The organism is Pseudomonas deceptionensis (assembly GCF_900106095.1).
GTDB classification, from domain to species: Bacteria; Pseudomonadota; Gammaproteobacteria; order Pseudomonadales; family Pseudomonadaceae; genus Aquipseudomonas; species Aquipseudomonas deceptionensis.
This window is the reverse complement of sequence record NZ_FNUD01000002.1, coordinates 110,266-133,869: the sequence shown is the minus strand read 5'-3', so window position 1 is coordinate 133,869 and position 23,604 is coordinate 110,266. Positions and strand designations below refer to the sequence as shown.

Genomic DNA, 23,604 nt, shown 5'->3' with positions numbered 1-23,604 from the left:
TTTACCCTGGAAGAGTTTCAGGGCGCGCCAGGCGCACCCTTGACCCTTGTCGACATCACTTGAAGCGATGGATGTTCGACAGTTGCTTGTTTACATTGACGTTCTTGCGGTACAGAAGCGCCATTTTACCGATAACCTGTACCAATTCCGCTTTGCCGGCCTTGCACATTTGTGCGACGGCCTCCAGGCGGGATTCGCGATCCAGGATGTTGACTTTGATTTTAATCAACTCGTGATCGCCCAATGCGCGTTCGAGTTCGGCTAAAACACCTTCAGTCAAACCATTGTCAGCCACAGTCAAAACTGGTTTCAGATGGTGGCCAATGGACTTGTACTGTTTCTTCTGCTCTTGAGTGAGCGGCATAATCTGACCCCTGTGTCTGATCTTGTAAAAAGCGGCGGCCAGTTTACCCGAGCGAGTCACAGACCGCCCGGTTAATCACGACCCGTTTAAAATTTTTGAGGTGGCCCGTGGCCCGTTCCAAGACTAGCCTTAACTGGCTGAAAGAGCATTTCAACGATCCATACGTCAAAATGGCGCAAAAAGACGGGTACCGCTCGCGTGCCAGCTACAAATTGCTGGAGATTCAAGAGCGTGATCGTCTGATTCGTCCCGGCATGACGGTTATTGATCTCGGGGCTGCCCCGGGTGGCTGGTCGCAGGTGACCAGCCGTCTGATCGGCGGTCAGGGGCGATTGATCGCATCCGACATCCTGGACATGGACAGTATTCCTGATGTGACCTTCATCAAGGGTGACTTTACCGAGGATGCGGTGCTTGCACAGATCCTCGAGGCGGTCGGAAATACGCAAGTAGACCTTGTGATTTCTGATATGGCCCCCAATATGAGTGGATTGGCAGCTGTGGATATGCCTCGGGCGATGTTCCTGTGTGAGTTGGCACTGGATCTTGCCGGTCGCGTCCTGCGTCCTGGTGGTGATTTTCTGATTAAAGTTTTCCAGGGAGAAGGCTTCGATCAGTACCACAAAGACATTCGCAAGCTGTTCGACAAGGTGCAGATGCGCAAGCCGTCGTCGTCTCGAGACAGGTCCCGCGAGCAGTATTTGCTGGGGCGCGGCTTCCGCGGTATCGATGGTTCTGCCAGTGATGAGCGTCTTTGACAAGGGCGATAGTTTTTTTTGAATCGCTTTACAGATCTGGCATAACGAATATTGTGTAGTCAAAGTTTCACAAAGGGTTACAGACGGAGCCTGCAAGGGTTGTAGGCAATGTAGTAAGTTATGCCGGTGAATATCATGCGAAGCACGCTTCAGTAGCGGGGCTTGCTTCAGAGGGTAGCTAATTGAACGATATGGCAAAGAATCTGATCCTGTGGTTGATCATCGCCGCTGTCCTCGTGACAGTGATGAACAACTTCTCCAGTCCAAACGAGCCACAAACCCTCAACTATTCCGACTTCATCCAGCAAGTTAAGGATGGCAAGGTCGAGCGCGTTGCCGTGGATGGCTACGTGATTACCGGCAAACGCAGCGATGGCGATACCTTCAAAACCATCCGTCCGGCCATTCAGGACAACGGTTTGATCGGTGATCTGGTGGATAACCATGTAACCGTTGAAGGCAAACTGCCAGAGCAACAAAGCATCTGGACTCAGCTGCTGGTTGCGAGCTTCCCGATTCTGGTGATCATCGCGGTCTTCATGTTCTTCATGCGCCAAATGCAGGGCGGTGCCGGCGGTAAAGGCGGCCCGATGAGCTTTGGCAAGAGCAAGGCGCGACTGCTGTCGGAAGATCAGGTCAAAACGACTCTGGCTGACGTAGCAGGTTGTGATGAGGCCAAGGAAGAAGTAGGCGAGCTGGTTGAGTTCCTGCGTGATCCGGGAAAATTCCAGCGCCTGGGTGGTCGTATTCCTCGTGGTGTGCTGATGGTTGGCCCGCCAGGTACCGGTAAAACCCTGATTGCCAAGGCAATCGCGGGCGAAGCCAAGGTGCCGTTTTTCACTATTTCGGGTTCCGACTTTGTTGAAATGTTCGTGGGCGTCGGCGCAAGCCGTGTTCGTGACATGTTTGAGCAAGCCAAGAAGCACGCACCTTGCATTATCTTCATCGATGAAATCGATGCTGTCGGCCGTCACCGTGGTAACGGTATGGGCGGTGGTCATGATGAGCGCGAGCAAACTCTTAACCAGTTGCTGGTTGAGATGGACGGCTTTGAGATGAATGACGGCATCATTGTGATTGCCGCCACCAACCGTCCTGACGTACTTGACCCTGCGCTGTTGCGTCCAGGCCGTTTTGACCGTCAGGTAGTGGTTGGCTTGCCGGACATTCGTGGCCGCGAGCAGATCCTCAAGGTTCACATGCGTAAAGTGCCGATGGGCGATGATGTCCAGCCAGGCGTGATTGCACGTGGTACTCCGGGCTTCTCCGGTGCTGACCTGGCCAACCTGGTAAACGAAGCTTCCCTGTTCGCAGCGCGCACCGGTAAGCGTGTTGTTGAAATGAAAGAGTTCGAGCTGGCCAAAGACAAGATCATGATGGGCGCCGAGCGCAAATCGATGGTTATGTCGGACAAAGAAAAGCGCAACACGGCTTATCACGAAGCAGGTCACGCCATTGTTGGTCGCGTTGTGCCAGAGCATGATCCGGTTTACAAAGTCTCGATCATTCCTCGCGGCCGCGCCCTGGGCGTAACCATGTTCCTGCCGGAAGAGGATCGTTACAGCCTGTCCAAGCGAGCGCTGATCAGCCAGATCTGTTCTCTCTATGGCGGCCGTATCGCCGAAGAGATGACTCTGGGCTTTGACGGTGTTACCACCGGCGCGTCCAACGACATCATGCGTGCGAGCCAGATCGCCCGGAACATGGTGACCAAGTGGGGCTTGTCCGAAAAGCTGGGCCCGTTGATGTATGCCGAAGACGAAGAGTCCTATCTGGGTCGCGGTGGTGGTCAGTCTGCAAGCGTTTCGGGTGATACAGCCAAGCTGATCGACTCCGAAGTGCGCAGCATCATTGACCAGTGCTACAACACGGCCAAGCAGATCCTGACTGAGCATCGCGACAAGCTCGATGCCATGGCTGATGCGCTGATGAAGTACGAAACGATCGATGCCGATCAGATCGACGACATCATGGCGGGTCGCCCGCCGCGCGAGCCTCGTGACTGGGAAGACGGTAGTTCGGGTACCCCGACTGCTCCGACGCTGGATAAAACCGAGCGCCCGGAAACACCTATCGGCGGCCCTGCTGCTGATCAATAAGGCTTGAAATGACTTTCGTTCAGTCCTCAACCCGGTTGCCTTGCGGCAACCGGGTTCTTGATTTGGCCCATACGCATGTTATGGGTATTCTCAATGTCACCCCCGACTCCTTTTCTGATGGCGGCCGCTTTGCTGCTCTGGATGCGGCTGTGCGTCATGCGCAGGCGATGGTTCTGGCCGGTGCAACTCTGATTGATGTTGGCGGTGAGTCAACGCGTCCCGGAGCGCCTGTAGTTTCGTCACAGGAAGAGCTCGATCGGGTTGCTCCTGTTGTCGAGCGTATAAGCCGGGAACTGGATGTCATTATTTCGGTCGATACATCGGCGCCAATTGTCATGACCGAAGTTGCGCGTCTCGGGGCGGGCCTCATCAATGATGTGCGCTCGCTGCGCCGTGAAGGTGCCTTGCAGGCGGCTGCGGCCACTGGTTTGCCGGTATGCCTGATGCATATGCTCGGTGAGCCGGGTGATATGCAGGATAATCCTCATTATGATGACCTGGTGGGTGAGGTTTCGGCGTTCCTGGTCGATAGCATGGCCCGGTGTGCAGCCGCCGGCATTGGCCCTGAGCGCATCGTGCTGGACCCGGGGTTTGGCTTTGCAAAAACATTGCAGCACAACTTGAGCCTGTTCAAGCACATGGAGGCTCTGCATGCACTGGGGCGGCCTTTGCTGGTGGGCGTGTCACGCAAAAGCATGGTCGGGCAAACACTGAACCGGCCGGTTGCCGAGCGCCTGTATGGAAGTCTGGCGCTTGCAGCTTTGGCGATGACCAAGGGGGCGCGTATTTTGCGTGTCCACGATGTTGCCGAAACAGTTGATGTGGTACGGATGATCGCAGCGGTAGAGTCCGCCGACTAAAAATGATGGAGCAGTTATGACAAAGAAGTATTTTGGCACCGACGGGATTCGTGGTCGGGTCGGCGTTTATCCGATCACCCCTGACTTTATGCTCAAGCTGGGCTGGGCTGCCGGTATGGCGTTTCGCAGCAAAGGCGCTTGCCGGATCCTGGTCGGCAAGGACACCCGTATTTCGGGTTACATGTTTGAATCGGCTCTGGAAGCAGGCTTGTCGGCTGCCGGTGCTGATGTGATGCTGCTGGGGCCGATGCCTACGCCGGCGATTGCCTACCTGACGCGTACCTTTCACGCCGAAGCCGGCATTGTGATCAGCGCTTCGCACAATCCTCATGACGATAACGGCATCAAATTCTTCTCGGGTGACGGCACCAAGCTACCTGATGACGTCGAGTTGATGATTGAGGAGTTGCTGGACGCTCCCATGACGGTTGTCGAATCTGACAAGCTTGGCAAGGTATCTCGCATCAACGACGCCCCGGGTCGCTACATCGAGTTTTGCAAAAGCAGTGTGCCGAGCAGCACCAACTTCAGCGGCCTCAAGATCGTTCTCGACTGCGCCCATGGTGCTACCTACAAGGTTGCGCCAAGTGTTTTCAAGGAGCTGGGTGCGCAAGTCATCGTGCTCTCGGCTCAGCCTGATGGCTTGAACATCAACGAAAACTGCGGCTCGACCCATATGGGCCAGTTGCAGGCTGCCGTGGTGGCCGAAGGTGCTGATCTTGGGATTGCCTTCGATGGCGACGGCGATCGGGTTCTGATGGTTGATCACACGGGCGCGATTGTTGATGGTGATGATCTGCTGTTCATCATTGCGCGTGATCTGCACGAGCGCGGCAAGTTGCAGGGCGGTGTTGTCGGTACGCTGATGAGCAATCTCGGGCTTGAATTGGCACTGGCTGACCTTGGCATTCCGTTTGTGCGCGCCAATGTGGGTGACCGTTACGTCATCGCCGGCCTGCAAGAACGCGATTGGCAGGTTGGGGGTGAGAACTCCGGGCACATCGTTTGCTTCCAGCACACCACGACCGGCGATGCGATCATTGCGGCGCTCCAGGTGCTGCTGTCCTTGCGTCGTCGTGATGAAAGCCTGGCCCAGTCGCGCCAAGCGCTGCGCAAGTGCCCGCAGATTCTGCTGAACGTGCGTTTTGCGGGGGGTGTTAATCCCGTCGAGCATCCGGCTGTCAAGGAAGCCTGTGCACGTGTGACGAAGGCCATGAATGGTCGTGGTCGCGTATTGTTGCGCAAGTCGGGAACAGAGCCTTTGGTGCGTGTAATGGTCGAAGGTGATGACGAAAACATGGTTCGCGGCTACGCCGAAGAGCTGGCAAAACTGGTAAGTGAAGTTTGTGCCTGAATTCGGCTTGCCAGCGCGGATTTGGTTGGGTAACATCTGCGCCCACTTTGACCGACGAGGTAAAGCATGCGTCGCACTATGGTAGCTGGTAACTGGAAGATGCACGGTACCCGCGCCAGCGTCGCTGAGCTGATCGACGGTCTGCGTGGTCTGGTCTTGCCAAACGATGTTGATGTTGCCGTATTCCCGCCTCAGCTGTTTATTGATCGTGTGATCAAAGGCTTGCAGGGCGCACCGATTTCGGTCGGTGCTCAGGATGCTGCAGTAGAGTCGGGGCAGGGCGCTCTGACTGGCGAGATTTCATCGAGCCAGTTGGTAGACGCAGGTTGCAAGCTGGTGCTTGTGGGTCACTCCGAACGTCGCCTGATTCTGGGTGAGCAGGACGAGACACTCAATCGCAAGTTTGCAGCGGCTCAAGCCTCTGGTTTGACGCCAGTGTTGTGCATAGGGGAGACCCTGGAGCAGCGCGAAGCGGGACAAACGCTTGAAGTGGTAGAGCGTCAGCTGAATGCCGTGATTGATGAGTTTGGCATTGATGCTTTTGTAAATGCTGTGATTGCATACGAGCCGGTCTGGGCTATTGGCACCGGGCTGACCGCATCACCACAGCAAGCGCAAGATGTGCATGCGGCCATTCGCGCACAGCTGGCGCAAAAGAATTCTGAAGTGGCACAAGGTGTGCGGCTTCTATACGGCGGCAGCGTGAAGGCGGCCAATGCGGTCGAACTGTTCAGCATGCCGGATATCGATGGGGGACTCATTGGCGGGGCTTCCCTGAATGCAGATGAGTTCGGTGCGATCATTCGTGCCGCAGGAAACTGAAAATGCTGGATAACGTCGTAACTGTGTTTCATCTGCTGACAGCATTGGGTGTGATTGCCCTGGTTTTGCTGCAACAGGGCAAGGGAGCGGATGCTGGAGCATCTTTTGGCGCAGGTGCATCAAATACTGTGTTCGGAAGCCAAGGTTCCTCTACCTTTCTTAGTAAGTTTACTGCTATACTTGCCGCAGGTTTTTTCATAACCAGCTTAGGGTTAGGTTACTTTGCTAAAGAGAAAGCTGAACAGCTGACTCAAGTAGGTTTGCCAAATCCAGCGGTGTTGGAAGTTCCAGTGCAAAAGCCGGCTTCAGATGATGTTCCGGTGCTTCAAGAGCAAAAGTCGGCAACTCCTGCGACTGACGTACCTCCAGCTCAAGAGCAAAAGTAAAACGGGTTTCATGATGTAACGTTGTATTGCCGAGGTGGTGGAATTGGTAGACACGCAACCTTGAGGTGGTTGTGCCCATAGGGTGTAGGGGTTCGAGTCCCCTTCTCGGTACCAATTATCAAGAATGCCCGCAGTAGCGGGCTTTCTTGTATGTGGAAGGTTGGATTGACCCTGAAAAGGATCAACCGTATACTTCCGCTCCAGCTTTGTCGCGGGATGGAGCAGTCTGGTAGCTCGTCGGGCTCATAACCCGAAGGTCGTCGGTTCAAATCCGGCTCCCGCAACCAGTTTTAGCGGAGCCCCTTCTTAGGGGCTTTTTGTTAACTGGACACTTTATAGCGTCGGTATTCAACGACGTTTCAGAGATGGGCGCTTCGCCCATTTTTTCATTTTGCACAGCATGCACAAACATGCACTAGGGGGTTCAGGTGTCGAGCAAGCTAGAACAGTTGCAGGACTTGTTGGCCCCGGTGATCGTGGCCCTTGGCTATGAATGCTGGGGTATTGAATTTTCGGCTCAAGGCCGCCATTCAATGTTGCGTGTCTATATCGACAAGGAAGGCGGCGTACTGGTGGATGACTGCGCAATAGTCAGTCGTCAGATCAGCGGCGTTCTGGATGTCGAAGATCCTATCGCTGTTGAATACACCCTTGAAGTTTCTTCTCCTGGCATGGAACGCCCACTGTTCACCATTGAGCAGTTTGCGAAATTTGCCGGTGAGCAAGTGAGGATCAAGCTGCGCTCGCCTTTCGAAGGGCGACGCAACTTTCAGGGCCTTCTGCGCGGCGTAGAGGAGCAGGACATTGTGGTGCAGGTTGAAGACCATGAATTCCTGTTGCCGATCGATATGATCGACAAGGCCAACATTATTCCCAGTTTTGACTGAGACGCGGATCCCGCGGATCCAATGGCTTGCGAAAGGCGAGGCGTACGATGAGCAAAGAAGTACTGCTGGTTGTTGAGTCGGTGTCCAATGAAAAGGGCGTACCGGCAAACGTTATTTTTGAAGCGCTGGAGCTGGCTCTGGCCACCGCGACCAAAAAGCGTTTTGAGGACGAAGTCGAACTGCGTGTGGAAATCAATCGCCACACCGGTAACTATGAGACTTTCCGTCGCTGGACTGTGGTCGAAGACGAAGATCTGGATGATCCAGCATACGAGTTGGCGGTTGACCAGGCCCAGGCGAAACAGCCAGGCGCTGTAGCCGGCGATATTATCGAAGAGAAAATCGATTCTATCGAATTCGGTCGGATCGCTGCACAAACGGCCAAACAGGTCATTGTGCAAAAAGTCCGCGAAGCTGAGCGTGCTCAAGTAGTCGATGCCTATCGCGAGCGTCTGGGCGAAATTATTTCTGGCACCGTTAAAAAAGTGACACGTGACAATGTGATCGTTGATCTGGGCAATAACGCTGAAGCGTTGCTGGCCCGTGAAGACATCATTTCGCGTGAGACTTTCCGCGTTGGCGTACGCCTTCGCGCGCTGCTGAAAGAGATTCGCACCGAAAATCGCGGCCCTCAGCTGATCCTGTCGCGTACCGCGCCAGAGATGCTGATCGAGCTGTTCCGCATTGAAGTGCCAGAAATCTCCGAAGGCCTGATCGAAGTGATGGCGGCCTCCCGCGATCCTGGATCACGCGCTAAAATAGCTGTTCGCTCGAAAGACAAACGCATTGATCCGCAAGGTGCCTGCATTGGTATGCGCGGTTCGCGTGTCCAGGCAGTGTCCGGCGAATTGGGCGGAGAGCGAGTGGATATCGTCCTTTGGGATGACAACCCGGCGCAGTTCGTGATCAACGCAATGTCGCCCGCAGAAGTGGCGGCAATTATCGTCGACGAAGATGCCCATGCAATGGACATCGCCGTTGGCGCAGACAATCTGGCCCAGGCGATTGGTCGCGGCGGTCAGAACGTGCGTTTGGCCAGCCAGTTGACCGGCTGGACCTTGAACGTGATGACCGAATCGGACATCCAGGCTAAGCAGCAAGCAGAAACCGGCGATATCCTGCGCAACTTCATCGAAGAGCTGGAAGTTGATGAAGACCTGGCGCAGGTACTGGTAGATGAAGGCTTTACTAGCCTGGAAGAGATTGCCTACGTACCGGTGGAGGAAATGCTCAACATCGATGGCTTTGACGAAGATACCGTCAACGAGCTTCGCGCTCGGGCCAAGGATCGACTGTTGACTAAAGCCATCGCTACTGAGGAAAAGCTGGCAGACGCCCATCCGGCCGAAGACCTGCTCTCGCTTGAGGGTATGGACAAGGATTTGGCGATGGAACTGGCGGTGCGCGGCGTAATTACCCGCGAAGACCTGGCCGAGCAGTCTATTGACGACCTGCTCGACATCGACGGCATTGACGATGATCGTGCCGGCAAGTTGATCATGGCCGCCCGAGCCCATTGGTTCGAGTAATTAGGCGCGGCCTGAGGAGAGAAATGCATGACGCAAGTCACGGTGAAACAACTGGCCGATGAGGTCAAAACACCGGTTGAGCGCCTGTTGCAGCAGATGCGTGAGGCAGGTCTGCCGCACAACGCCGCCGAGCAGAATGTGACCGACAGTGAGAAGCAAGCTCTGCTGACTCACCTGAAAAGCAGCCACAAGGCTAAAGTGGAAGAACCGCGCAAGATCACTTTGCAGCGTAAAACCACCAGTACCCTGCGTGTTGCTGGCAGCAAAAGCATTAGCGTTGAAGTACGCAAGAAGAAAGTCTTCGTACAGCGTAGCCCGGAAGAAATCGAAGCCGAGCGCAAACGTGAGATGGATGAACGTCGTGCAGTAGACAATGCCGCACGTCAAAAGGCTGAAGAAGAGTCCAAGCGTCGCGCCGAAGAAGAAGCGCGCCGTCAGCCTGCATCTACGACTGCGCCAGCTCCGGCTGTTGCGGCACCTGCACCTGTGCAAGCCGCACCGGCAGCAGCACCTGCTCCAGCCGCTGATGCACGCAAGCGTGACGAACAGCGTCGCCCGGACAAGCCACGCGCTGACGATAACAATCGTCGCGGTAGTGGTGACGGCGATCGCAAAAACGCTCCGCATCGTGCCTCGGTTAAAGAAAAAGCACCGACTCCACGTGTTGCTCCACGCACTTCCGACGAAGAAAGCGATAGCTTCCGTCGCGGCGGTCGTGGCAAGGGCAAGCTGAAGAAGCGTAACGCTCACGGTTTCCAGAGCCCAACCGGCCCTGTAGTTCGTGACGTACAGATTGGCGAGACCATCACTGTCGGCGATTTGGCTGCACAGATGTCGGTCAAGGCTGCTGAAGTCATCAAGTTCATGTTCAAGCTGGGTACTCCAGCGACCATCAACCAGGTACTTGATCAGGAAACTGCTCAACTGGTTGCTGAAGAACTGGGCCACAAAGTGACTCTGGTCAGCGACAACGCCCTGGAAGATTCCTTGGCCGAGTCCCTGAAGTTCGAAGGCGAGTCGTTCTCCCGTGCTCCGGTTGTGACCGTAATGGGCCACGTTGACCACGGTAAAACGTCCCTGCTCGACTACATCCGTCGTGCCAAGGTAGCTGCTGGCGAAGCCGGTGGTATTACTCAGCACATCGGTGCGTACCACGTTGAAACCGAACGCGGCATGGTCACTTTCCTCGATACCCCGGGTCACGCTGCGTTTACCGCAATGCGTGCACGTGGTGCCAAGGCGACTGACATCGTGATTCTGGTTGTGGCTGCAGACGACGGCGTAATGCCGCAGACCATCGAAGCTGTTCAGCATGCGAAAGCAGCTGGCGTGCCTCTGGTTGTTGCAGTGAACAAAATCGACAAGCCAGGTGCTGATCTCGATCGCATCCGCAGCGAGTTGTCCGTTCACGGCGTGACGTCGGAAGAATGGGGTGGTGACACTCCGTTTGTTTCGGTCTCGGCGAAAATGGGTACTGGCGTTGACGAACTGCTCGAAGCCGTATTGCTGCAAGCTGAAGTTCTGGAACTCAAGGCAACTCCATCGGCTCCTGGCCGTGGCGTAGTGGTTGAGTCCCGTCTGGACAAAGGCCGTGGCCCGGTTGCAACCGTTCTGGTTCAAGACGGTACCCTGCGCCAAGGCGACATGGTTCTGGTCGGCTCCAACTACGGCCGCATCCGTGCCATGCTCGATGAGAACGGCAAGTCCATCAAGGAAGCCGGTCCATCCATCCCTGTCGAGATTCTCGGCCTGGACGGTACGCCAGATGCTGGCGACGAGATGAGCGTAATGACCGACGAGAAGAAGGCGCGTGAAGTTGCCCTGTTCCGTCAAGGCAAGTTCCGCGAAGTGAAACTGGCGCGTGCTCACGCAGGCAAGCTGGAAAACATCTTCGAGAACATGGGTCAGGAAGAGAAGAAGACGCTTAACATCGTCCTCAAATCCGACGTCCGTGGTTCGTTGGAAGCTCTGCAGGGCGCTCTTGGCGGCCTGGGTAACGACGAAGTGCAAGTGCGCGTAGTGGGCGGCGGTGTCGGTGGTATCACCGAGAGCGACGCTAACCTGGCACTGGCCTCCAACGCTGTACTGTTTGGCTTCAACGTGCGTGCTGATGCTGGCGCTCGCAAGATTGTCGAGCAGGAAGGCCTGGACATGCGTTACTACAACGTCATCTACGACATCATCGAAGACGTCAAGAAAGCCCTTACCGGCATGCTTGGCAGCGACGTTCGGGAGAACATCCTGGGTATCGCTGAAGTCCGTGACGTGTTCCGTTCGCCTAAGTTCGGCGCGGTTGCAGGTTGCATGGTGCTTGAAGGTGTTGTTCACCGTAACCGTCCAATCCGCGTACTGCGTGAAGACATCGTTATCTACGAAGGCGAGCTGGAATCCCTGCGTCGCTTTAAAGATGACATGTCCGAAGTGCGTGCCGGCATGGAATGCGGTATCGGCGTCAAGAGCTACAACGACGTTAAAGTCGGTGACAAGATCGAAGTGTTCGAGAAGGTCCAGGTTGCTCGCAGCCTCTAACTCGCGAGCCTCAAGAGTGAGGACGAGCCCGCGCATGCAAATGTGCAGCGCTCGGCCTGGACTCTAAACGCAACGCCCGGTCTGGCTTCTGTCTGGCCGGGCGTTTGCCGCTTTCAGACCGCATGGGTTTCCCATGGGTGAGTAACAGGTAACAAGACATGGCAAAAGAATATAGCCGTACCCAACGTATTGGCGATCAGATGCAGCGCGAGCTGGCACAGCTGATCCGTCGTGAAGTCAAAGACCCGCGTGTGGGTCTGGTCACCATTACTGCTGTTGATGTCAGCCGTGACGTCGGTCACGCCAAGATTTTCATCACCGTGATGGGTCAGGACAACGCTGAAGATATCGCTCAGACCATCAAGGTACTGAACTCGGCAGCGGGTTTCCTGCGCATGCAACTGGCGCGAGAAATGAAACTGCGCAGCGTTCCACAGCTGCACTTTCATTACGACGAAAGTGTTGTGCGTGGCGCTCATCTGTCCGCTTTGATCGAGCGTGCAGTGGCTGAGGATAATCAGCACCCTGAAACCACTGCTCCCGAAGACACCAAGGAGTAACCGGTGGCTCAGGTCAAGCGTATCCGTCGTAACGTCAGCGGTATCATCCTGCTCGACAAGCCGCTTGGGTTCACCTCCAACGCGGCCCTGCAGAAAGTCCGCTGGCTGCTCAATGCCGAGAAGGCAGGGCACACCGGTAGCCTCGATCCATTGGCCAGCGGTGTATTGCCGCTGTGCTTTGGCGAAGCCACCAAGTTTTCGCAATACTTGCTCGATTCCGACAAGGGTTATGAAACCCTGATGCAATTGGGCAAGACCACCACCACTGCAGACGCGGAAGGCGATGTTTTGCTGACGCGCCCAGTGACCGTTGGTCGCGACGATATCGAAGCTGTTTTACCCGCTTTTCGTGGGAAAATCAGTCAGATACCGCCGATGTACTCTGCGCTTAAGCGCGACGGACAGCCGCTTTACAAGCTGGCCCGTGCAGGCGAAGTGGTGGAGCGTGAACCACGTTCTGTTACTATTACCCGCCTCGAATTACTGGCCAGCGAAGGTGACACTGCGCGCTTGGCCGTCGACTGCACCAAAGGCACTTATATCCGTACCCTCGTGGAAGATATCGGTGAGCAACTTGGGTGCGGGGCATACGTTGCAGAATTGCGCCGTACGCACGCCGGACCTTTCTGCCTGGCCCAAACGGTCACGCTGGAAGAGTTGGAAGCCGTGCATGCCGAAGGCGGCAACGAAGCGGTCGACCGCTTTTTGATGCCTTCGGACAGCGGTTTGCTGGACTGGCCATTGCTGCACTTCTCGGAAGCCAGCGCTTTCTATTGGCTCAACGGCCAACCGGTTCGCGCTCCGGATGCACCGAAGTTCGGTATGGTGCGGGTACAGGATCACAACGGTCGCTTTATCGGTATCGGTGAAGTGAGCGAAGACGGGCGCATCGCGCCGCGTCGACTGATTCGGTCGGAATGACCGAACTCAGGCCGTATCGGGATGCAATACTCCCGGCGCGGACTGGAAAGAGGGTGGCTGTTATTAGGCACGGTTACCCCTCTCTTTTAAATACGAGGATTTGTCCTCGGCCTATTGGATCTGTCTTGTTCGCAAGCGGATCCCTAATGAAAGGAAAGCCAAATGGCACTTACAGTTGAACACAAAGCAGAAATCGTAGCTGACTACCAGCAAGCTCCAGGTGATACAGGTTCTCCAGAAGTGCAGGTTGCACTGCTGACCTTTAACATCAACACGCTGCAAGGTCACTTCAAAGAAAACAAAAAAGATCACCACTCCCGTCGTGGTCTGATCCGTATGGTAAACCAGCGTCGCAAGCTGCTGGACTACCTCAAAGGCAAGAACGTTGAGCGTTACAAAACGCTGATCGCTCGCCTGGGTCTGCGTCGCTAATAGCGATGTTGCTAGAGGCTGGTTGTCTGTCGTGCGTTTGCGGGTTTCCCGCAGGCGGACGGCAGGCTTCCAGCCTCAAGTTTTATCTGGACTAGCCGGATTCTTACGAAAGCTTGCCGTAAGGGCTGTTTTCGTAAGCATCTTGAGTCGGGTCAATACCCGATGTTGCACATGACTTTCGCAAGAAACCCGTTCCCCAAGAGCCACAAAGAAGGTAGGACACCGTGAACCCGGTTATCAAAAAATTTCAGTTCGGTCAGTCGACCGTTACTCTCGAGACTGGCCGTATCGCCCGTCAGGCCTCCGGCGCAGTATTGGTCACCGTTGACGACGACGTCAGCGTGTTGGTGACTGTTGTCGGCTCCAAGCAAGCTGATCCAGGCAAGGGATTCTTCCCTCTGTCGGTTCACTACCAGGAAAAAACCTACGCCGCGGGTAAAATCCCGGGCGGTTTCTTCAAGCGTGAAGGTCGCCCTTCCGAGAAAGAAACCCTGACTTCGCGTCTGATCGACCGTCCGATCCGTCCGCTGTTCCCAGAAGGCTTCATGAACGAAGTGCAGGTTGTCTGCACCGTTCTGTCCACCAGCAAGAAAACCGATCCGGACGTCGCTGCGATGATCGGTACTTCGGCTGCGCTGGCTATCTCCGGTATCCCTTTTGATGGTCCGATCGGCGCTGCCCGCGTTGCTTACCACGAAAGCACCGGCTACCTGCTGAACCCGACTTACGAGCAACTGGCCGCTTCGAGCCTGGACATGGTTGTTGCCGGTACATCGGAAGCTGTGTTGATGGTTGAATCGGAAGCCAAAGAGCTGACCGAAGACCAGATGCTGGGCGCGGTACTGTTCGCCCACGACGAATTCCAAGTGGTTATCCAGGCTGTTAAAGAGCTGGCCGCCGAAGCAGCAAAACCAACGTGGGACTGGGCTCCGGCTCCAGAAGCTACCGAACTGCTGGGCGCTATCCGTGCCGAGTTCGGCGACGCGATCTCCCAGGCTTACACCATCACCATCAAGGCCGACCGTTACGCTCGTTTGGGCGAACTGAAAGACAAGGTTGTTGCCAAGCTGTCCGGTGAAGAAGGCCAGCCTTCGGCTAGCGAAGTCAAAGCTGCTTTCGGTGAAATCGAATACCGCACCGTTCGCGAAAACATCGTTAACGGTAAGCCGCGTATCGATGGTCGTGACACCAAGACTGTTCGCCCGCTGAACATCGAAGTTGGCGTTCTGCCAAAGACCCACGGTTCGGCTCTGTTCACCCGTGGCGAGACTCAGGCACTGGTTGTTGCAACTCTGGGTACTGCCCGCGACGCGCAACTGCTGGACACCCTGGAAGGCGAGAAAAAAGACCCGTTCATGCTGCACTACAACTTCCCTCCGTTCTCGGTAGGTGAGTGTGGTCGCATGGGTGGCGCTGGTCGTCGCGAAATCGGTCACGGTCGTCTGGCCCGCCGTTCGGTTCAGGCCATGCTGCCTGCTGCCGACGTGTTCCCGTACACCATCCGTGTTGTATCGGAAATCACCGAATCCAACGGTTCCAGCTCCATGGCTTCGGTCTGCGGTGCTTCCCTGGCACTGATGGACGCTGGTGTTCCGATGAAGGCACCGGTTGCCGGTATCGCCATGGGTCTGGTTAAAGAAGGCGAGAAATTCGCAGTTCTGACCGACATCCTGGGTGACGAAGATCACCTGGGCGACATGGACTTCAAAGTAGCCGGTACCGCCAAAGGTGTTACCGCGCTGCAGATGGACATCAAGATCAAAGGCATCACCGAAGAAATCATGGAGATCGCTCTGGGCCAAGCCCTGGACGCTCGCCTGAACATCTTGGGTCAGATGAACCAGATCATTGCCGTATCGCGCAACGAACTGTCGGCCAACGCTCCGACCATGATTGCGATGAAGATCGACACCGACAAAATCCGTGATGTTATCGGTAAAGGCGGCGCGACCATCCGTGCAATCTGTGAAGAAACCAAAGCTTCGATCGATATCGAAGACGACGGTTCGATCAAGATCTTCGGCGAAACCAAAGAAGCAGCAGAAGCGGCGCGTCAGCGCGTTCTGGGTATCACTGCTGAAGCCGAGATCGGCAAGATCTACGTGGGCAAGGTTGAGCGTATCGTCGATTTCGGCGCATTCGTAAACATCCTGCCGGGCAAAGACGGCCTGGTTCACATCTCCATGCTGAGCGACGCTCGCGTTGAGAAAGTGACTGACATTCTGAAAGAAGGTCAGGAAGTGGAAGTATTGGTACTGGACGTGGACAACCGCGGCCGTATCAAGCTGTCCATCAAGGACGTAGCAGCAGCCAAGGCTTCGGAAGCTTAATAGCCTCCGATACCTGCGTTGCAAAAAGGACCCTTCGGGGTCCTTTTTTTGTGCCTGGAGAAAAGTCGGTGCTGCGGGCGACAGGCCATCAATGGAAAGCCGCAACTTGCATGCAGGTTGGCGGCCGGTCATGCATTCTGCACGACAGGCTGTTTTTTGTTTTTTTATAACTTATTGATTTGTAAGGGTTTTATTAAAAATGGAAGTTGGCACAACCCCTGCAACACTATAGGTAACCCTGCTGCCAGATGACGGCGCAGATTTTGAAGAAGACAGGAGTTACTCGTATGAAGAAGTTCGCTATCGCTGCTGCAACTGCCACCGCTCTGACCCTGACCATGGCCAACGCTGCATTTGCTGCTCAAGCGACTAACCAGGCACCTATGGTCGTGGCTGCTGGCGAAGTAACCAAAGCCAAGGAAGCTACTTCTGACACCTGGATCACGACCAAAGTGAAAGCTGATCTTGTTACTGAAAAAGGCATTCCAGGCACAGATATCAAGGTTGAAACGAACAAAGGTGTTGTTTCCCTATCTTCCATGGTCCCAGTAACTGAAGCTCAAAAAACCACAGCTGTTGCCATCGCCAAAAAGATCAAAGGCGTCAAAGCTGTCTCGGCTGATGGCCTGAAAGCGGAATAACCCCTCTTGCTCGTAGAACCGGGGGACAAAGTCGAAGCAGGTGATTCAAGTAATACGCCTGCTGGCTTTTAAAGAGGTTCATGCGACGGTCACACGGATGTGACCATTACAGCCCCCGGCGCTTGCGTCGGGGGCTGTTCTATTTGCGGGGTACCGTTTGTGTGGGAGCTGGCTTGCCAGCGATTGCATCACTGCGCAGAGTCAGGCGAACCGAATCGTCTGGATGGCCAGCAGGGCTCCAGGCATCGTCAGATGCTTACTCGCTATCAAGGTGCAGCGGTGAGATCACCCGGCCATCGCTTTCGGCCTCACCCAGCGTGGCATCGATGAAGTACACGCGGTCGTCAGCCAATTGGCCTTTGTCCACCAGGAAGTCCTTGATGCTGCTTGCGCGGTCCTGACCCAGTTGGCGCAACAGCACTTCGCTCTTGCTCCAGAAGTCGATCAGTGCGGCACTCATTTTGGCAGATCGCTCATCACGGCTCAGATCTGCCCACTCGGCAGGCGGCTGCTGTTTGAGGCGGGTGCGGTAAATACCTTCCAGCAAGGCAGCCTTCTCATCCTCCGGCACTTTGAGCAGGGATGCCTGGGCTGGCACCTTGTCTCCACGGCGCTGGAGGATCTTGTAGAAGTTGTATTGATACTCGCGCTCAAGACGGTCCTGCGCGATGTGCGGGCCATCGCTGCTCTGTGCGGCGGTGCCCTCGATTTCCAGGCGCAGGGCCGGGCGTTCCTTAAGTGCCTGGGCCAGAGTGGTCAGCGCTTTTTGCGCCTCAGGGCTCAGCTCGCTTGATCCTGGCGCGAACGACACTGTGCCCAGGTCCTCGGCACCGCCACCGCTGATCAGCCCGCCAATGAACTTGAAGGGAGCTTGTGCGGCACGAAGCACAAGGTTGCGTACGGTCTGCCAGATAATCGGCATCACGCTGAACTGCGGATTGTTGAGGTCGCCGCTGATCGGCAGTTCGATGGAGATCTTGCCGTCGGTGTCCTTGAGCAAGGCAATCGCCAGTTTGATCGGCAGATCCACTGCATCGGGGCTGTCGACTTTCTCCCCCAGCTGCAACTGCTCGACCACCAGTTTGTTCTCGGCCTTGAGCTGACCGTTGCTGATCATGTAATGCAGATCGAGGTTCAGGCGACCCTTGCGGATGCGGTAGCCGGCAAACTTGCCGGAGTAGGGGGTCAGGGTCGTCAGTTCGACACGTTTGAAGCTGGTGGCGATGTCCAGGCTGGCCATCGGGTCAAACGGGTTGACGCTGCCCTTGATGGTCACTGGCGCATAGCGGTCGACTTTGCCCGCTATGTTGACCGGGGCTGGCTTGGCATTGCGGCTGTCGATGGTGCCGATCTGGCCGTTGAGCTGTTGAACAGCCGTCTGGAAGTTCGGTGTCAGGCTAAAGTCGGCGAAGTTGGCCGAGCCGTCGTTGATCGCAATCGCGCCTATATGGATGCCAAGCGGCCTGCTCTTGCTGGCCGTGCTCTTGGCAGTGCTGCCTGCGGGCTGCGGGATCAGCAGGTCATCGACGTTGGTGGTGCGATCGTCGTTGATCATGAAGCGCACATAGGGTTTTTCGAGATTGACCCGGGCCACCGAGAGGCTGTCACCGTGCTGGTACTTCACGTCGTCCAGTACCAGTTTCTGCCACTTGAGAAAGTCGCGGTTTTTCAGCGTGTCCAGTGTGTGCAGCTGGTCGACCTGGGCCCGGCCTTCTACGGTAAAGGCTAGTGGTTCGGTGCTTTTGAGATTGACTGCCAGGTCGCTGCCGAGCATGCCGCTGCGCAGCTCAAGGCGTATGAAGGGGTCGATGTAGGCCTGGGCTACGCGCAGGTCGATGTCTTTGGTCGTGACTTTGAGCCTGGCGCTCACCGGGCTCAGGTTGACGTCGCCGCTAGCCGTGAGCTGGCCCTGTTTGCCCACACCCGTGTCGAGGTTGAGGGTGAAGGGGGAGCGGTTCAGGCTGTCGAAGTCTTTGAGGTTCAGGTTGAGCGGCCCGATATCCAGCGCCACCGGGGTTTTGGGCTCTTTGTCGGCGAGGTGTACACGATAGTCGCGCAGCTCAACATCCTTGAGCAGCACTTCCCAGGGTTTGCTCGGTGCCACGGGCGCAGGTTTTGGTGCTTCAACCGTCACCACCTCGTCCGTTTTATGCGCTGCTTTTTCGGGTTGGCTGGCAAACAGCTTTTGCCAGTCAAGCTGACCGTCTTTCTCGCGGGCGGCCCAGGTTTCGAGGTTCTTGCTCTGAATCTTGCCTACAACCACCTTTTGCTTGGCCAGGTCTACGCTGGTATCGCTAACGTCCAGGCGTTCAAGACGCACCAGTGGGCGTCCGTCCGGGGCATTGATTTTGAGCGGTGTGATGCTGGCCGAGGCGTTGCTGAGCACCATCTCGGTTTCTTTGGACAGGTTGAGTGTGTAATCGGTGCTGAAGTTCAGGACGCCGTCTTCAAGCACCAGTGGCAGTGCGTCCCGCACATAGGGCCACCAGGTTTTCATCTTGCCATCGGTGACTTTCAGTTTGCCGGTGGAGGTGATCGGCACGATGCTCAGCGTACCGCTCCAGTCAACGCGCCCGCCTGCGGGGCCTACCGCTACCAGCGTCATGTCGGCGTTGTCATCGGGCAGGGTGCTGAGGTTTTTCAGTTCAAGGTCCATCGAGTCGTACAGGAATTCGATGGGTTCGCCGGGGCGCATATCGGTGAAGTGCAGGTAGCCGTCGGCGAGCTTGATGTTGTCGATGCGCACCGGGAAAGGTTTGCTGTCGGGATCGGTCGGGGTCGGGTCGCTGGCAGGGAGCTTGAACAGTTGGGTCAGATTGAGCGTGCCGTCCTTGCTGAACAGCAACTCGGTTTTAGGCTTGTCCAGCTGCACATCGGCCAGGTGCAGGGCTTTGGTCCACAGGCTGTCGGTTTGCAGATTGACATAAAGACGCTCTAACCCGACTTGCTCCTTGCCCGGTTCGCCGACTTTCAAGCCCCACAATGTCAGCTCCAGGCTGAAAGGATTAAATTCCAGCCGGTCGAGTTTTGCCGGCACCGTGGCGTAGTTGGCCAGTTGCTGGTTGATGATGCGCAAGCCGATGCCGGGCAATATCAGGAAGCCCAGCACGCTATAAAGTGCGATAGCAATCAGCACGGCGCCAATGGCGCGGATCAATCCTTTGAGCATGTGGGGCGTCGTCTATAGCAGTCGGAAGTGCTTTTGAGTATGGCACGCGATTCTGGTTCCGAGACGGACGCCCTCTTTTAGTGGGGGCTTTATTTCCCGGCTGGGGTTTTAGAACTGCAAAATCAGCGTTTTCAGCGGTGGCTGCTGATCCATGGACGGAAAGTCACTGGCCGGGGTCAGCACTTGCCAGTCGCGAACCGGACGACCAGCTTTCTCGGCGCAACGCAGTACCTGTTCGCGCCAGTCGTCCATACCCACTTTTGCCAGGTTGTTGCAGCAGATCAACACACCATCCGGTGCGGTTGCCAATACCGCGGGCTTGAGCAGGCTCTGATAGTCGCGCAGCAGGTCGACCGTGCCGAACGCGCTCTTTGCCCAGGCCGGCGGGTCGAGCAGCACCAGGTCATATTCACGCTGATCGAGGCGCGGGTAGGCAGGCAGCTTGTGGCGGCGTTGAATGATCGGCAGCCCGGCCAGTTGGCGGATGGCGGCAAAATAGTCCGACTGCACGAACTTCATCTTGGGGAGTTCGGGGTTCAGCAGGCCGTTTTCGCGACCAACCGCCAGGTTGCCTTCGGCGAAATCGAGGTTGCAGACTTCGCTGGCACCACCGGCGGCGGCACTCAGGCCGACGCCACAGGTGTAGGCGAACAGGTTGAGCACGCTTTTACCGGCGCTGTGCTCTTTGACCCAGCCACGAGCGTTGCGCAGGTCGAGAAACAGCAGCGGGTCTTGACCGGCATGGCGCCCGCGTACGCGGTACTTCAGCCCCCATTCATGACCGACGGTGTCTTCAAGCGCGGCTTCTTCGGCGCGATAAACAGTGTCTTCGCGATCAATGCGCGAGTTGCCCTGGGAGCGGTCGTTGTAGACCAGCAGCAGGTCAAGGCTCAGGTGGCGGTTGATGGCGTCATGCAGTTGCAGCAAGTCATCGCGCTCAAGGCGTTGGTGAAAACTTTGCACCAGCAGTTGCGGGCCGTAACGGTCGATGGTCAGGCCGCCAGCGCCTTCCTGGCTGCCGTGGAACAGGCGATAGCAGTCAGTGCTCTGAGCATGCAGCTCGGCCAGCAAGTCCTGACGGTTATCGAGGGCGGCGCGCAGCGCCTGATTCAAGGAAGACATGCGGTGCGCCTTGGGGGATGGATAAGGCGCGGCAGTTTAACAGAAGCGGGGGCAGGGAGGTCTTGAACCTGTGGGAGCTGGCCTGCCAGCGATTTTCAGCCAAGCCCCATACGCCGCCGCGCCCGTTGCACCGAACCATTGCGCACGGCCCAGCGCAGGATCGGCGCTGTGCTGTTAACGCCCGCCCGTACCAGCTTGCGGGTCAATGGGCGCTGGTAAAGGCCAAGCTGGTCGCTGGCCCAGTCCGGCAGCAAGTCGATACCGGCCTGCATCATCAGTGCCCTGAAGGGTTTGGCCAGCAGGCTGGGGGAGGGGGCGTTGAGCAATAGACGAATCACTTCGTGGCTGCGTTCATCGCACAGCAATTGCGGGCGCACACGGTCAAGGTAATCAGCGATTTGTTGACGGGAACGGGGCACGTTTGTGGCGCCCAGGCGTTCAGCGATCATGGCGATTTCGTCGTAGTAACGGTCCTGATCTGCGCCGGATAAATGAGGGTTGCGATAGCGCAGATGGGCGGCGAGGAAGTTGCTGACTTCGGCCACATGCACCCAGGTCAGCAACTCGGGATCGCTGGCGGCATACGGGCGGCCATCAAGGCCGGTGCCTGTGACTTGCAGGTGAATGGTGCGCACCTTTTCGATCAGCCAGTTGGCATCACCTGTGGCGCCAAACGTGGTGCCGGAAATGAACTGCCCGGTACGGCGTAGCCGGCCCAGCATGTCCTGACGGAAATTGGAGTGGTCCCACACCCCGGCCAATGCCAGTGGATGCAAGGCTTGCAGCATCAAGGCGCTGATGCCGCCAATCAGCATGCTGGTGAAATCACCATGTACCTGCCAACTGATGGAGTCCGGGCCGAATAGGCCGGGGTCGCCTTTGGGATTTTCGAGGTCGAGCTGGCCGAGTGAAAGCCCGGTCAGGCTCATGATCTGGCGTTCGATGGGGATGCGGATAAATTCCATGGAACCTCGGCCGGCCAGTCGGGGAGACTGGCCGGCTATCAATCAACCGCGATGACGACCGCGGAAGTAGTTGATCAGACCTTGGGTCGATGCATCATCGGCAGGGTCTTCAATGCTGCCGGTCAGGCGATTGTAAACGCCCTTGCCCAGCTCTTTGCCCAGCTCCACGCCCCACTGATCGAAGGCGTTGATGCCCCAGATCACGCTTTGTACAAAGACCTTGTGCTCGTACAGCGCAACCAGTGCGCCCAGACGGCGCGGGCTGATGCGTTCAACCACCAGGGTGTTGCTCGGACGGTTGCCCGGAATCACCTTGTGCGGCGCAAGTTTTTGCACTTCTTCTTCGGACATGCCTTTGTCACGCAGTTCCGCTTCGGCTTCTTCGCGGGTCTTACCCAGCATCAGCGCCTGGCTTTGCGACAGGCAGTTGGCGTACAGCCACTGATGGTGATCGGCAACCGGGTTGAAGCTGACAATCGGCACGATAAAGTCGGCCGGGATCAGCTGGGTGCCTTGATGCAGCAACTGGTGATACGCGTGCTGACCGTTGCATCCCACGCCACCCCAGATCACCGGGCCCGTGTCGGTGGACACTGGCGTGCCGTCCTGGCGGACGCTCTTGCCGTTGGACTCCATGTCCAGCTGTTGCAAGTGCTTGGTGATGTTGCGCAGGTAGTGGTCGTACGGCAGGATCGCGTGGCTTTGAGCGCCCCAAAAGTTGCCATACCAGACACCTAGTGCGGCCATCAGTACAGGCATGTTCTGTTCAAACGGAGCGGTCTGGAAGTGCTGGTCCATGGTGTAGGCACCGGACAGCAGCTCCTTGAAGTTGGACATGCCGATTGCCAGGGCGATTGGCAAGCCGATGGCCGACCACAGCGAGTAACGCCCGCCGACCCAGTCCCACATCGGGAAGATGTTTTCTTCACGAATACCGAAGGCTACAGCCGCCGCGTTGTTGCTCGACACGGCGATGAAGTGGCGATGCAGTTCTGCTTCCGAACCGCCCTGAGCCAGGTACCAGGCCCGTGCTGCCTGAGCGTTTTTCAGGGTTTCGAGGGTGTTGAAGGATTTTGACGAAACGATGAACAGTGTGGTTTCTGCGCGCAGTTTTGCGGTCAGCTCATGGAACTCACTGCCGTCGATGTTCGCCAGGTAATGGCAGCGCACGCCTTTTTGGGCGTAGGACAGCAGCGCTTCAGAGACCAGCTCAGGGCCCAGGAACGAGCCGCCAATACCGATGTTAACGATGTCGGTGATCGGCTTTTCGGTGTAACCGCGCCACAGGCCGTCGTGAATCCGGCCGACCAGCTCGGTCATCTGGTTCAGGACTTTGTGCACCTCGGGCATGATATTCACGCCGTTGACCGACAGTTTGTCGGCAACAGGGCGGCGCAACGCAGTGTGCAAGGCCGGACGGCCTTCAGAGGCGTTGACGATTTCGCCGCTGAACAGCGACTTGATCGCACCTTTGAGGTCGACCTCGTTGGCGAGGTTGACCATCAGGTCGCGGGTCTCGTTGTTGATCAGGTTTTTCGAGTAGTCCAGAAACAGCCCGCAGCTGCTCAGGGTGAATTCTTCAAAACGCTTGGGGTTGCTGTTAAACGCGTCGCGCATGCTGAAATTTTGCATGCTGGCACGGTGTAGTTTCAACGCTTGCCAAGCGGGCAGAGCGGTAACGTCATGAGGGGTGCGGTAGTACGCCATCGCTGCGGATATCCTTTTTTGCTTGAACTGCCTTGGACACTGAATACGCCTACACCCTTTATTGCTGGCGGGGTGTTCGGTCGGTCTGATTCTGCACGTCAGCTAGAAGCAGGGCGATTACAGTAACCCTCTCGCCTGCTTCTGTCTTGGCTTTGTCTGACAACAAACA

At 56.6% G+C, this 23,604-nt stretch carries 19 protein-coding genes and 2 tRNA genes; 16 read left to right on the top strand and 5 right to left on the bottom strand.

The window, feature by feature from the left end; translation table 11 throughout:
• Positions 1 to 55 precede the first annotated feature (55 nt).
• Positions 56 to 364 carry a ribosome assembly RNA-binding protein YhbY gene (yhbY, locus tag BLW11_RS00620; RefSeq protein ID WP_019825905.1) on the bottom strand — a complete coding sequence of 103 codons (309 nt, stop codon included), beginning with the start codon at positions 362 to 364 and terminating at the stop codon, positions 56 to 58.
• Positions 365 to 471: 107 nt separating this feature from the next.
• Here yhbY and rlmE point away from each other — a divergent pair, with 107 nt between their 5' ends.
• The 16 genes from rlmE (at position 472) to BLW11_RS00540 (ending at position 16,472) form a co-directional block, all read left to right on the top strand.
• Positions 472 to 1,122, top strand: a complete 651-nt coding sequence (rlmE, locus tag BLW11_RS00615) for a 23S rRNA (uridine(2552)-2'-O)-methyltransferase RlmE (protein ID WP_019825907.1) — start codon at positions 472 to 474, stop codon at positions 1,120 to 1,122.
• Positions 1,123 to 1,313: 191 nt separating this feature from the next.
• A complete protein-coding gene (gene ftsH / locus BLW11_RS00610; protein WP_048362131.1) occupies positions 1,314 to 3,221 on the top strand; it encodes an ATP-dependent zinc metalloprotease FtsH in 1,908 nt (635 codons plus the stop codon).
• 8 nt (positions 3,222 to 3,229) lie between these two features.
• A complete protein-coding gene (gene folP, locus BLW11_RS00605) occupies positions 3,230 to 4,081 on the top strand; it encodes a dihydropteroate synthase (RefSeq protein ID WP_048362132.1) in 852 nt (283 codons plus the stop codon).
• A 16-nt stretch (positions 4,082 to 4,097) separates the two neighbouring features.
• On the top strand, positions 4,098 to 5,435 hold the full coding sequence (gene glmM, locus BLW11_RS00600) for a phosphoglucosamine mutase (protein ID WP_048362133.1): 1,338 nt from the start codon (positions 4,098 to 4,100) through the stop codon (positions 5,433 to 5,435).
• 66 nt (positions 5,436 to 5,501) lie between these two features.
• Complete coding sequence (gene tpiA, locus BLW11_RS00595; RefSeq protein WP_048362134.1) at positions 5,502 to 6,257, top strand: triose-phosphate isomerase; 756 nt, start codon at positions 5,502 to 5,504, stop codon at positions 6,255 to 6,257.
• Positions 6,258 to 6,259: 2 nt separating this feature from the next.
• Complete coding sequence (gene secG, locus BLW11_RS00590) at positions 6,260 to 6,643, top strand: preprotein translocase subunit SecG (protein ID WP_003439612.1); 384 nt, start codon at positions 6,260 to 6,262, stop codon at positions 6,641 to 6,643.
• A 28-nt stretch (positions 6,644 to 6,671) separates the two neighbouring features.
• Positions 6,672 to 6,757 (top strand) — tRNA-Leu (locus BLW11_RS00585).
• Between the two features lie 96 nt (positions 6,758 to 6,853).
• Positions 6,854 to 6,930, top strand: a tRNA-Met gene (locus tag BLW11_RS00580).
• 141 nt (positions 6,931 to 7,071) lie between these two features.
• Positions 7,072 to 7,530, top strand: a complete 459-nt coding sequence (gene rimP, locus BLW11_RS00575; RefSeq protein WP_019825918.1) for a ribosome maturation factor RimP — start codon at positions 7,072 to 7,074, stop codon at positions 7,528 to 7,530.
• Between the two features lie 47 nt (positions 7,531 to 7,577).
• Positions 7,578 to 9,059, top strand: a complete 1,482-nt coding sequence (nusA, locus tag BLW11_RS00570) for a transcription termination factor NusA (protein ID WP_019825920.1) — start codon at positions 7,578 to 7,580, stop codon at positions 9,057 to 9,059.
• Between the two features lie 27 nt (positions 9,060 to 9,086).
• Positions 9,087 to 11,588: a translation initiation factor IF-2 gene (gene infB / locus BLW11_RS00565; protein ID WP_048362135.1), complete on the top strand. Its 2,502-nt coding sequence runs from the start codon at positions 9,087 to 9,089 to the stop codon at positions 11,586 to 11,588.
• 158 nt (positions 11,589 to 11,746) lie between these two features.
• A complete protein-coding gene (gene rbfA, locus BLW11_RS00560) occupies positions 11,747 to 12,148 on the top strand; it encodes a 30S ribosome-binding factor RbfA (protein WP_048362136.1) in 402 nt (133 codons plus the stop codon).
• 3 nt (positions 12,149 to 12,151) lie between these two features.
• Positions 12,152 to 13,069 carry a tRNA pseudouridine(55) synthase TruB gene (truB, locus tag BLW11_RS00555; RefSeq protein WP_048362137.1) on the top strand — a complete coding sequence of 306 codons (918 nt, stop codon included), beginning with the start codon at positions 12,152 to 12,154 and terminating at the stop codon, positions 13,067 to 13,069.
• A gap of 162 nt (positions 13,070 to 13,231) precedes the next feature.
• Positions 13,232 to 13,501: a 30S ribosomal protein S15 gene (gene rpsO, locus BLW11_RS00550; protein ID WP_048362138.1), complete on the top strand. Its 270-nt coding sequence runs from the start codon at positions 13,232 to 13,234 to the stop codon at positions 13,499 to 13,501.
• A gap of 224 nt (positions 13,502 to 13,725) precedes the next feature.
• Entirely contained in the window at positions 13,726 to 15,831 is a 2,106-nt protein-coding gene (gene pnp / locus BLW11_RS00545) for a polyribonucleotide nucleotidyltransferase (RefSeq protein ID WP_048362139.1), read from the top strand.
• Positions 15,832 to 16,118: 287 nt separating this feature from the next.
• The gene (locus tag BLW11_RS00540; RefSeq protein WP_048362140.1) at positions 16,119 to 16,472 is read left to right on the top strand and encodes a BON domain-containing protein; all 354 of its coding nucleotides are present in this window, start codon (positions 16,119 to 16,121) and stop codon (positions 16,470 to 16,472) included.
• A gap of 256 nt (positions 16,473 to 16,728) precedes the next feature.
• On the opposite strand, the gene BLW11_RS00535 is transcribed toward BLW11_RS00540, so the two are convergent.
• From BLW11_RS00535 to pgi, 4 genes are all read right to left on the bottom strand, one after another.
• Positions 16,729 to 19,641 (bottom strand): DUF748 domain-containing protein, encoded by a 2,913-nt coding sequence (locus BLW11_RS00535; RefSeq protein ID WP_048362141.1) that lies wholly within the window; start codon positions 19,639 to 19,641, stop codon positions 16,729 to 16,731.
• A gap of 108 nt (positions 19,642 to 19,749) precedes the next feature.
• On the bottom strand, positions 19,750 to 20,763 hold the full coding sequence (locus BLW11_RS00530; protein ID WP_048362142.1) for a class I SAM-dependent rRNA methyltransferase: 1,014 nt from the start codon (positions 20,761 to 20,763) through the stop codon (positions 19,750 to 19,752).
• A gap of 95 nt (positions 20,764 to 20,858) precedes the next feature.
• Positions 20,859 to 21,728 (bottom strand): oxygenase MpaB family protein, encoded by an 870-nt coding sequence (locus BLW11_RS00525; protein WP_048362143.1) that lies wholly within the window; start codon positions 21,726 to 21,728, stop codon positions 20,859 to 20,861.
• Between the two features lie 42 nt (positions 21,729 to 21,770).
• Positions 21,771 to 23,435 (bottom strand): glucose-6-phosphate isomerase, encoded by a 1,665-nt coding sequence (pgi, locus tag BLW11_RS00520; RefSeq protein WP_048362144.1) that lies wholly within the window; start codon positions 23,433 to 23,435, stop codon positions 21,771 to 21,773.
• Positions 23,436 to 23,604 lie beyond the last annotated feature (169 nt).

Excerpts from the sequence above, each read along its gene's own strand:
- BLW11_RS00535 (WP_048362141.1), bottom strand. The coding sequence starts at position 19,641 with ATGCTCAAAGGATTGATCCGCGCCATTGGCGCCGTGCTGATTGCTATC.
- BLW11_RS00540 (WP_048362140.1), top strand. The coding sequence starts at position 16,119 with ATGAAGAAGTTCGCTATCGCTGCTGCAACTGCCACCGCTCTGACCCTG.
- tpiA (WP_048362134.1), top strand. The coding sequence starts at position 5,502 with ATGCGTCGCACTATGGTAGCTGGTAACTGGAAGATGCACGGTACCCGC.
- glmM (WP_048362133.1), top strand. The coding sequence starts at position 4,098 with ATGACAAAGAAGTATTTTGGCACCGACGGGATTCGTGGTCGGGTCGGC.
- pgi (WP_048362144.1), bottom strand. The coding sequence starts at position 23,435 with ATGGCGTACTACCGCACCCCTCATGACGTTACCGCTCTGCCCGCTTGG.
- infB (WP_048362135.1), top strand. The coding sequence starts at position 9,087 with ATGACGCAAGTCACGGTGAAACAACTGGCCGATGAGGTCAAAACACCG.
- yhbY (WP_019825905.1), bottom strand. The coding sequence starts at position 364 with ATGCCGCTCACTCAAGAGCAGAAGAAACAGTACAAGTCCATTGGCCAC.
- BLW11_RS00525 (WP_048362143.1), bottom strand. The coding sequence starts at position 21,728 with ATGGAATTTATCCGCATCCCCATCGAACGCCAGATCATGAGCCTGACC.
- rbfA (WP_048362136.1), top strand. The coding sequence starts at position 11,747 with ATGGCAAAAGAATATAGCCGTACCCAACGTATTGGCGATCAGATGCAG.
- nusA (WP_019825920.1), top strand. The coding sequence starts at position 7,578 with ATGAGCAAAGAAGTACTGCTGGTTGTTGAGTCGGTGTCCAATGAAAAG.
- secG (WP_003439612.1), top strand. The coding sequence starts at position 6,260 with ATGCTGGATAACGTCGTAACTGTGTTTCATCTGCTGACAGCATTGGGT.
- BLW11_RS00530 (WP_048362142.1), bottom strand. The coding sequence starts at position 20,763 with ATGTCTTCCTTGAATCAGGCGCTGCGCGCCGCCCTCGATAACCGTCAG.
- ftsH (WP_048362131.1), top strand. The coding sequence starts at position 1,314 with ATGGCAAAGAATCTGATCCTGTGGTTGATCATCGCCGCTGTCCTCGTG.
- rpsO (WP_048362138.1), top strand. The coding sequence starts at position 13,232 with ATGGCACTTACAGTTGAACACAAAGCAGAAATCGTAGCTGACTACCAG.
- folP (WP_048362132.1), top strand. The coding sequence starts at position 3,230 with ATGACTTTCGTTCAGTCCTCAACCCGGTTGCCTTGCGGCAACCGGGTT.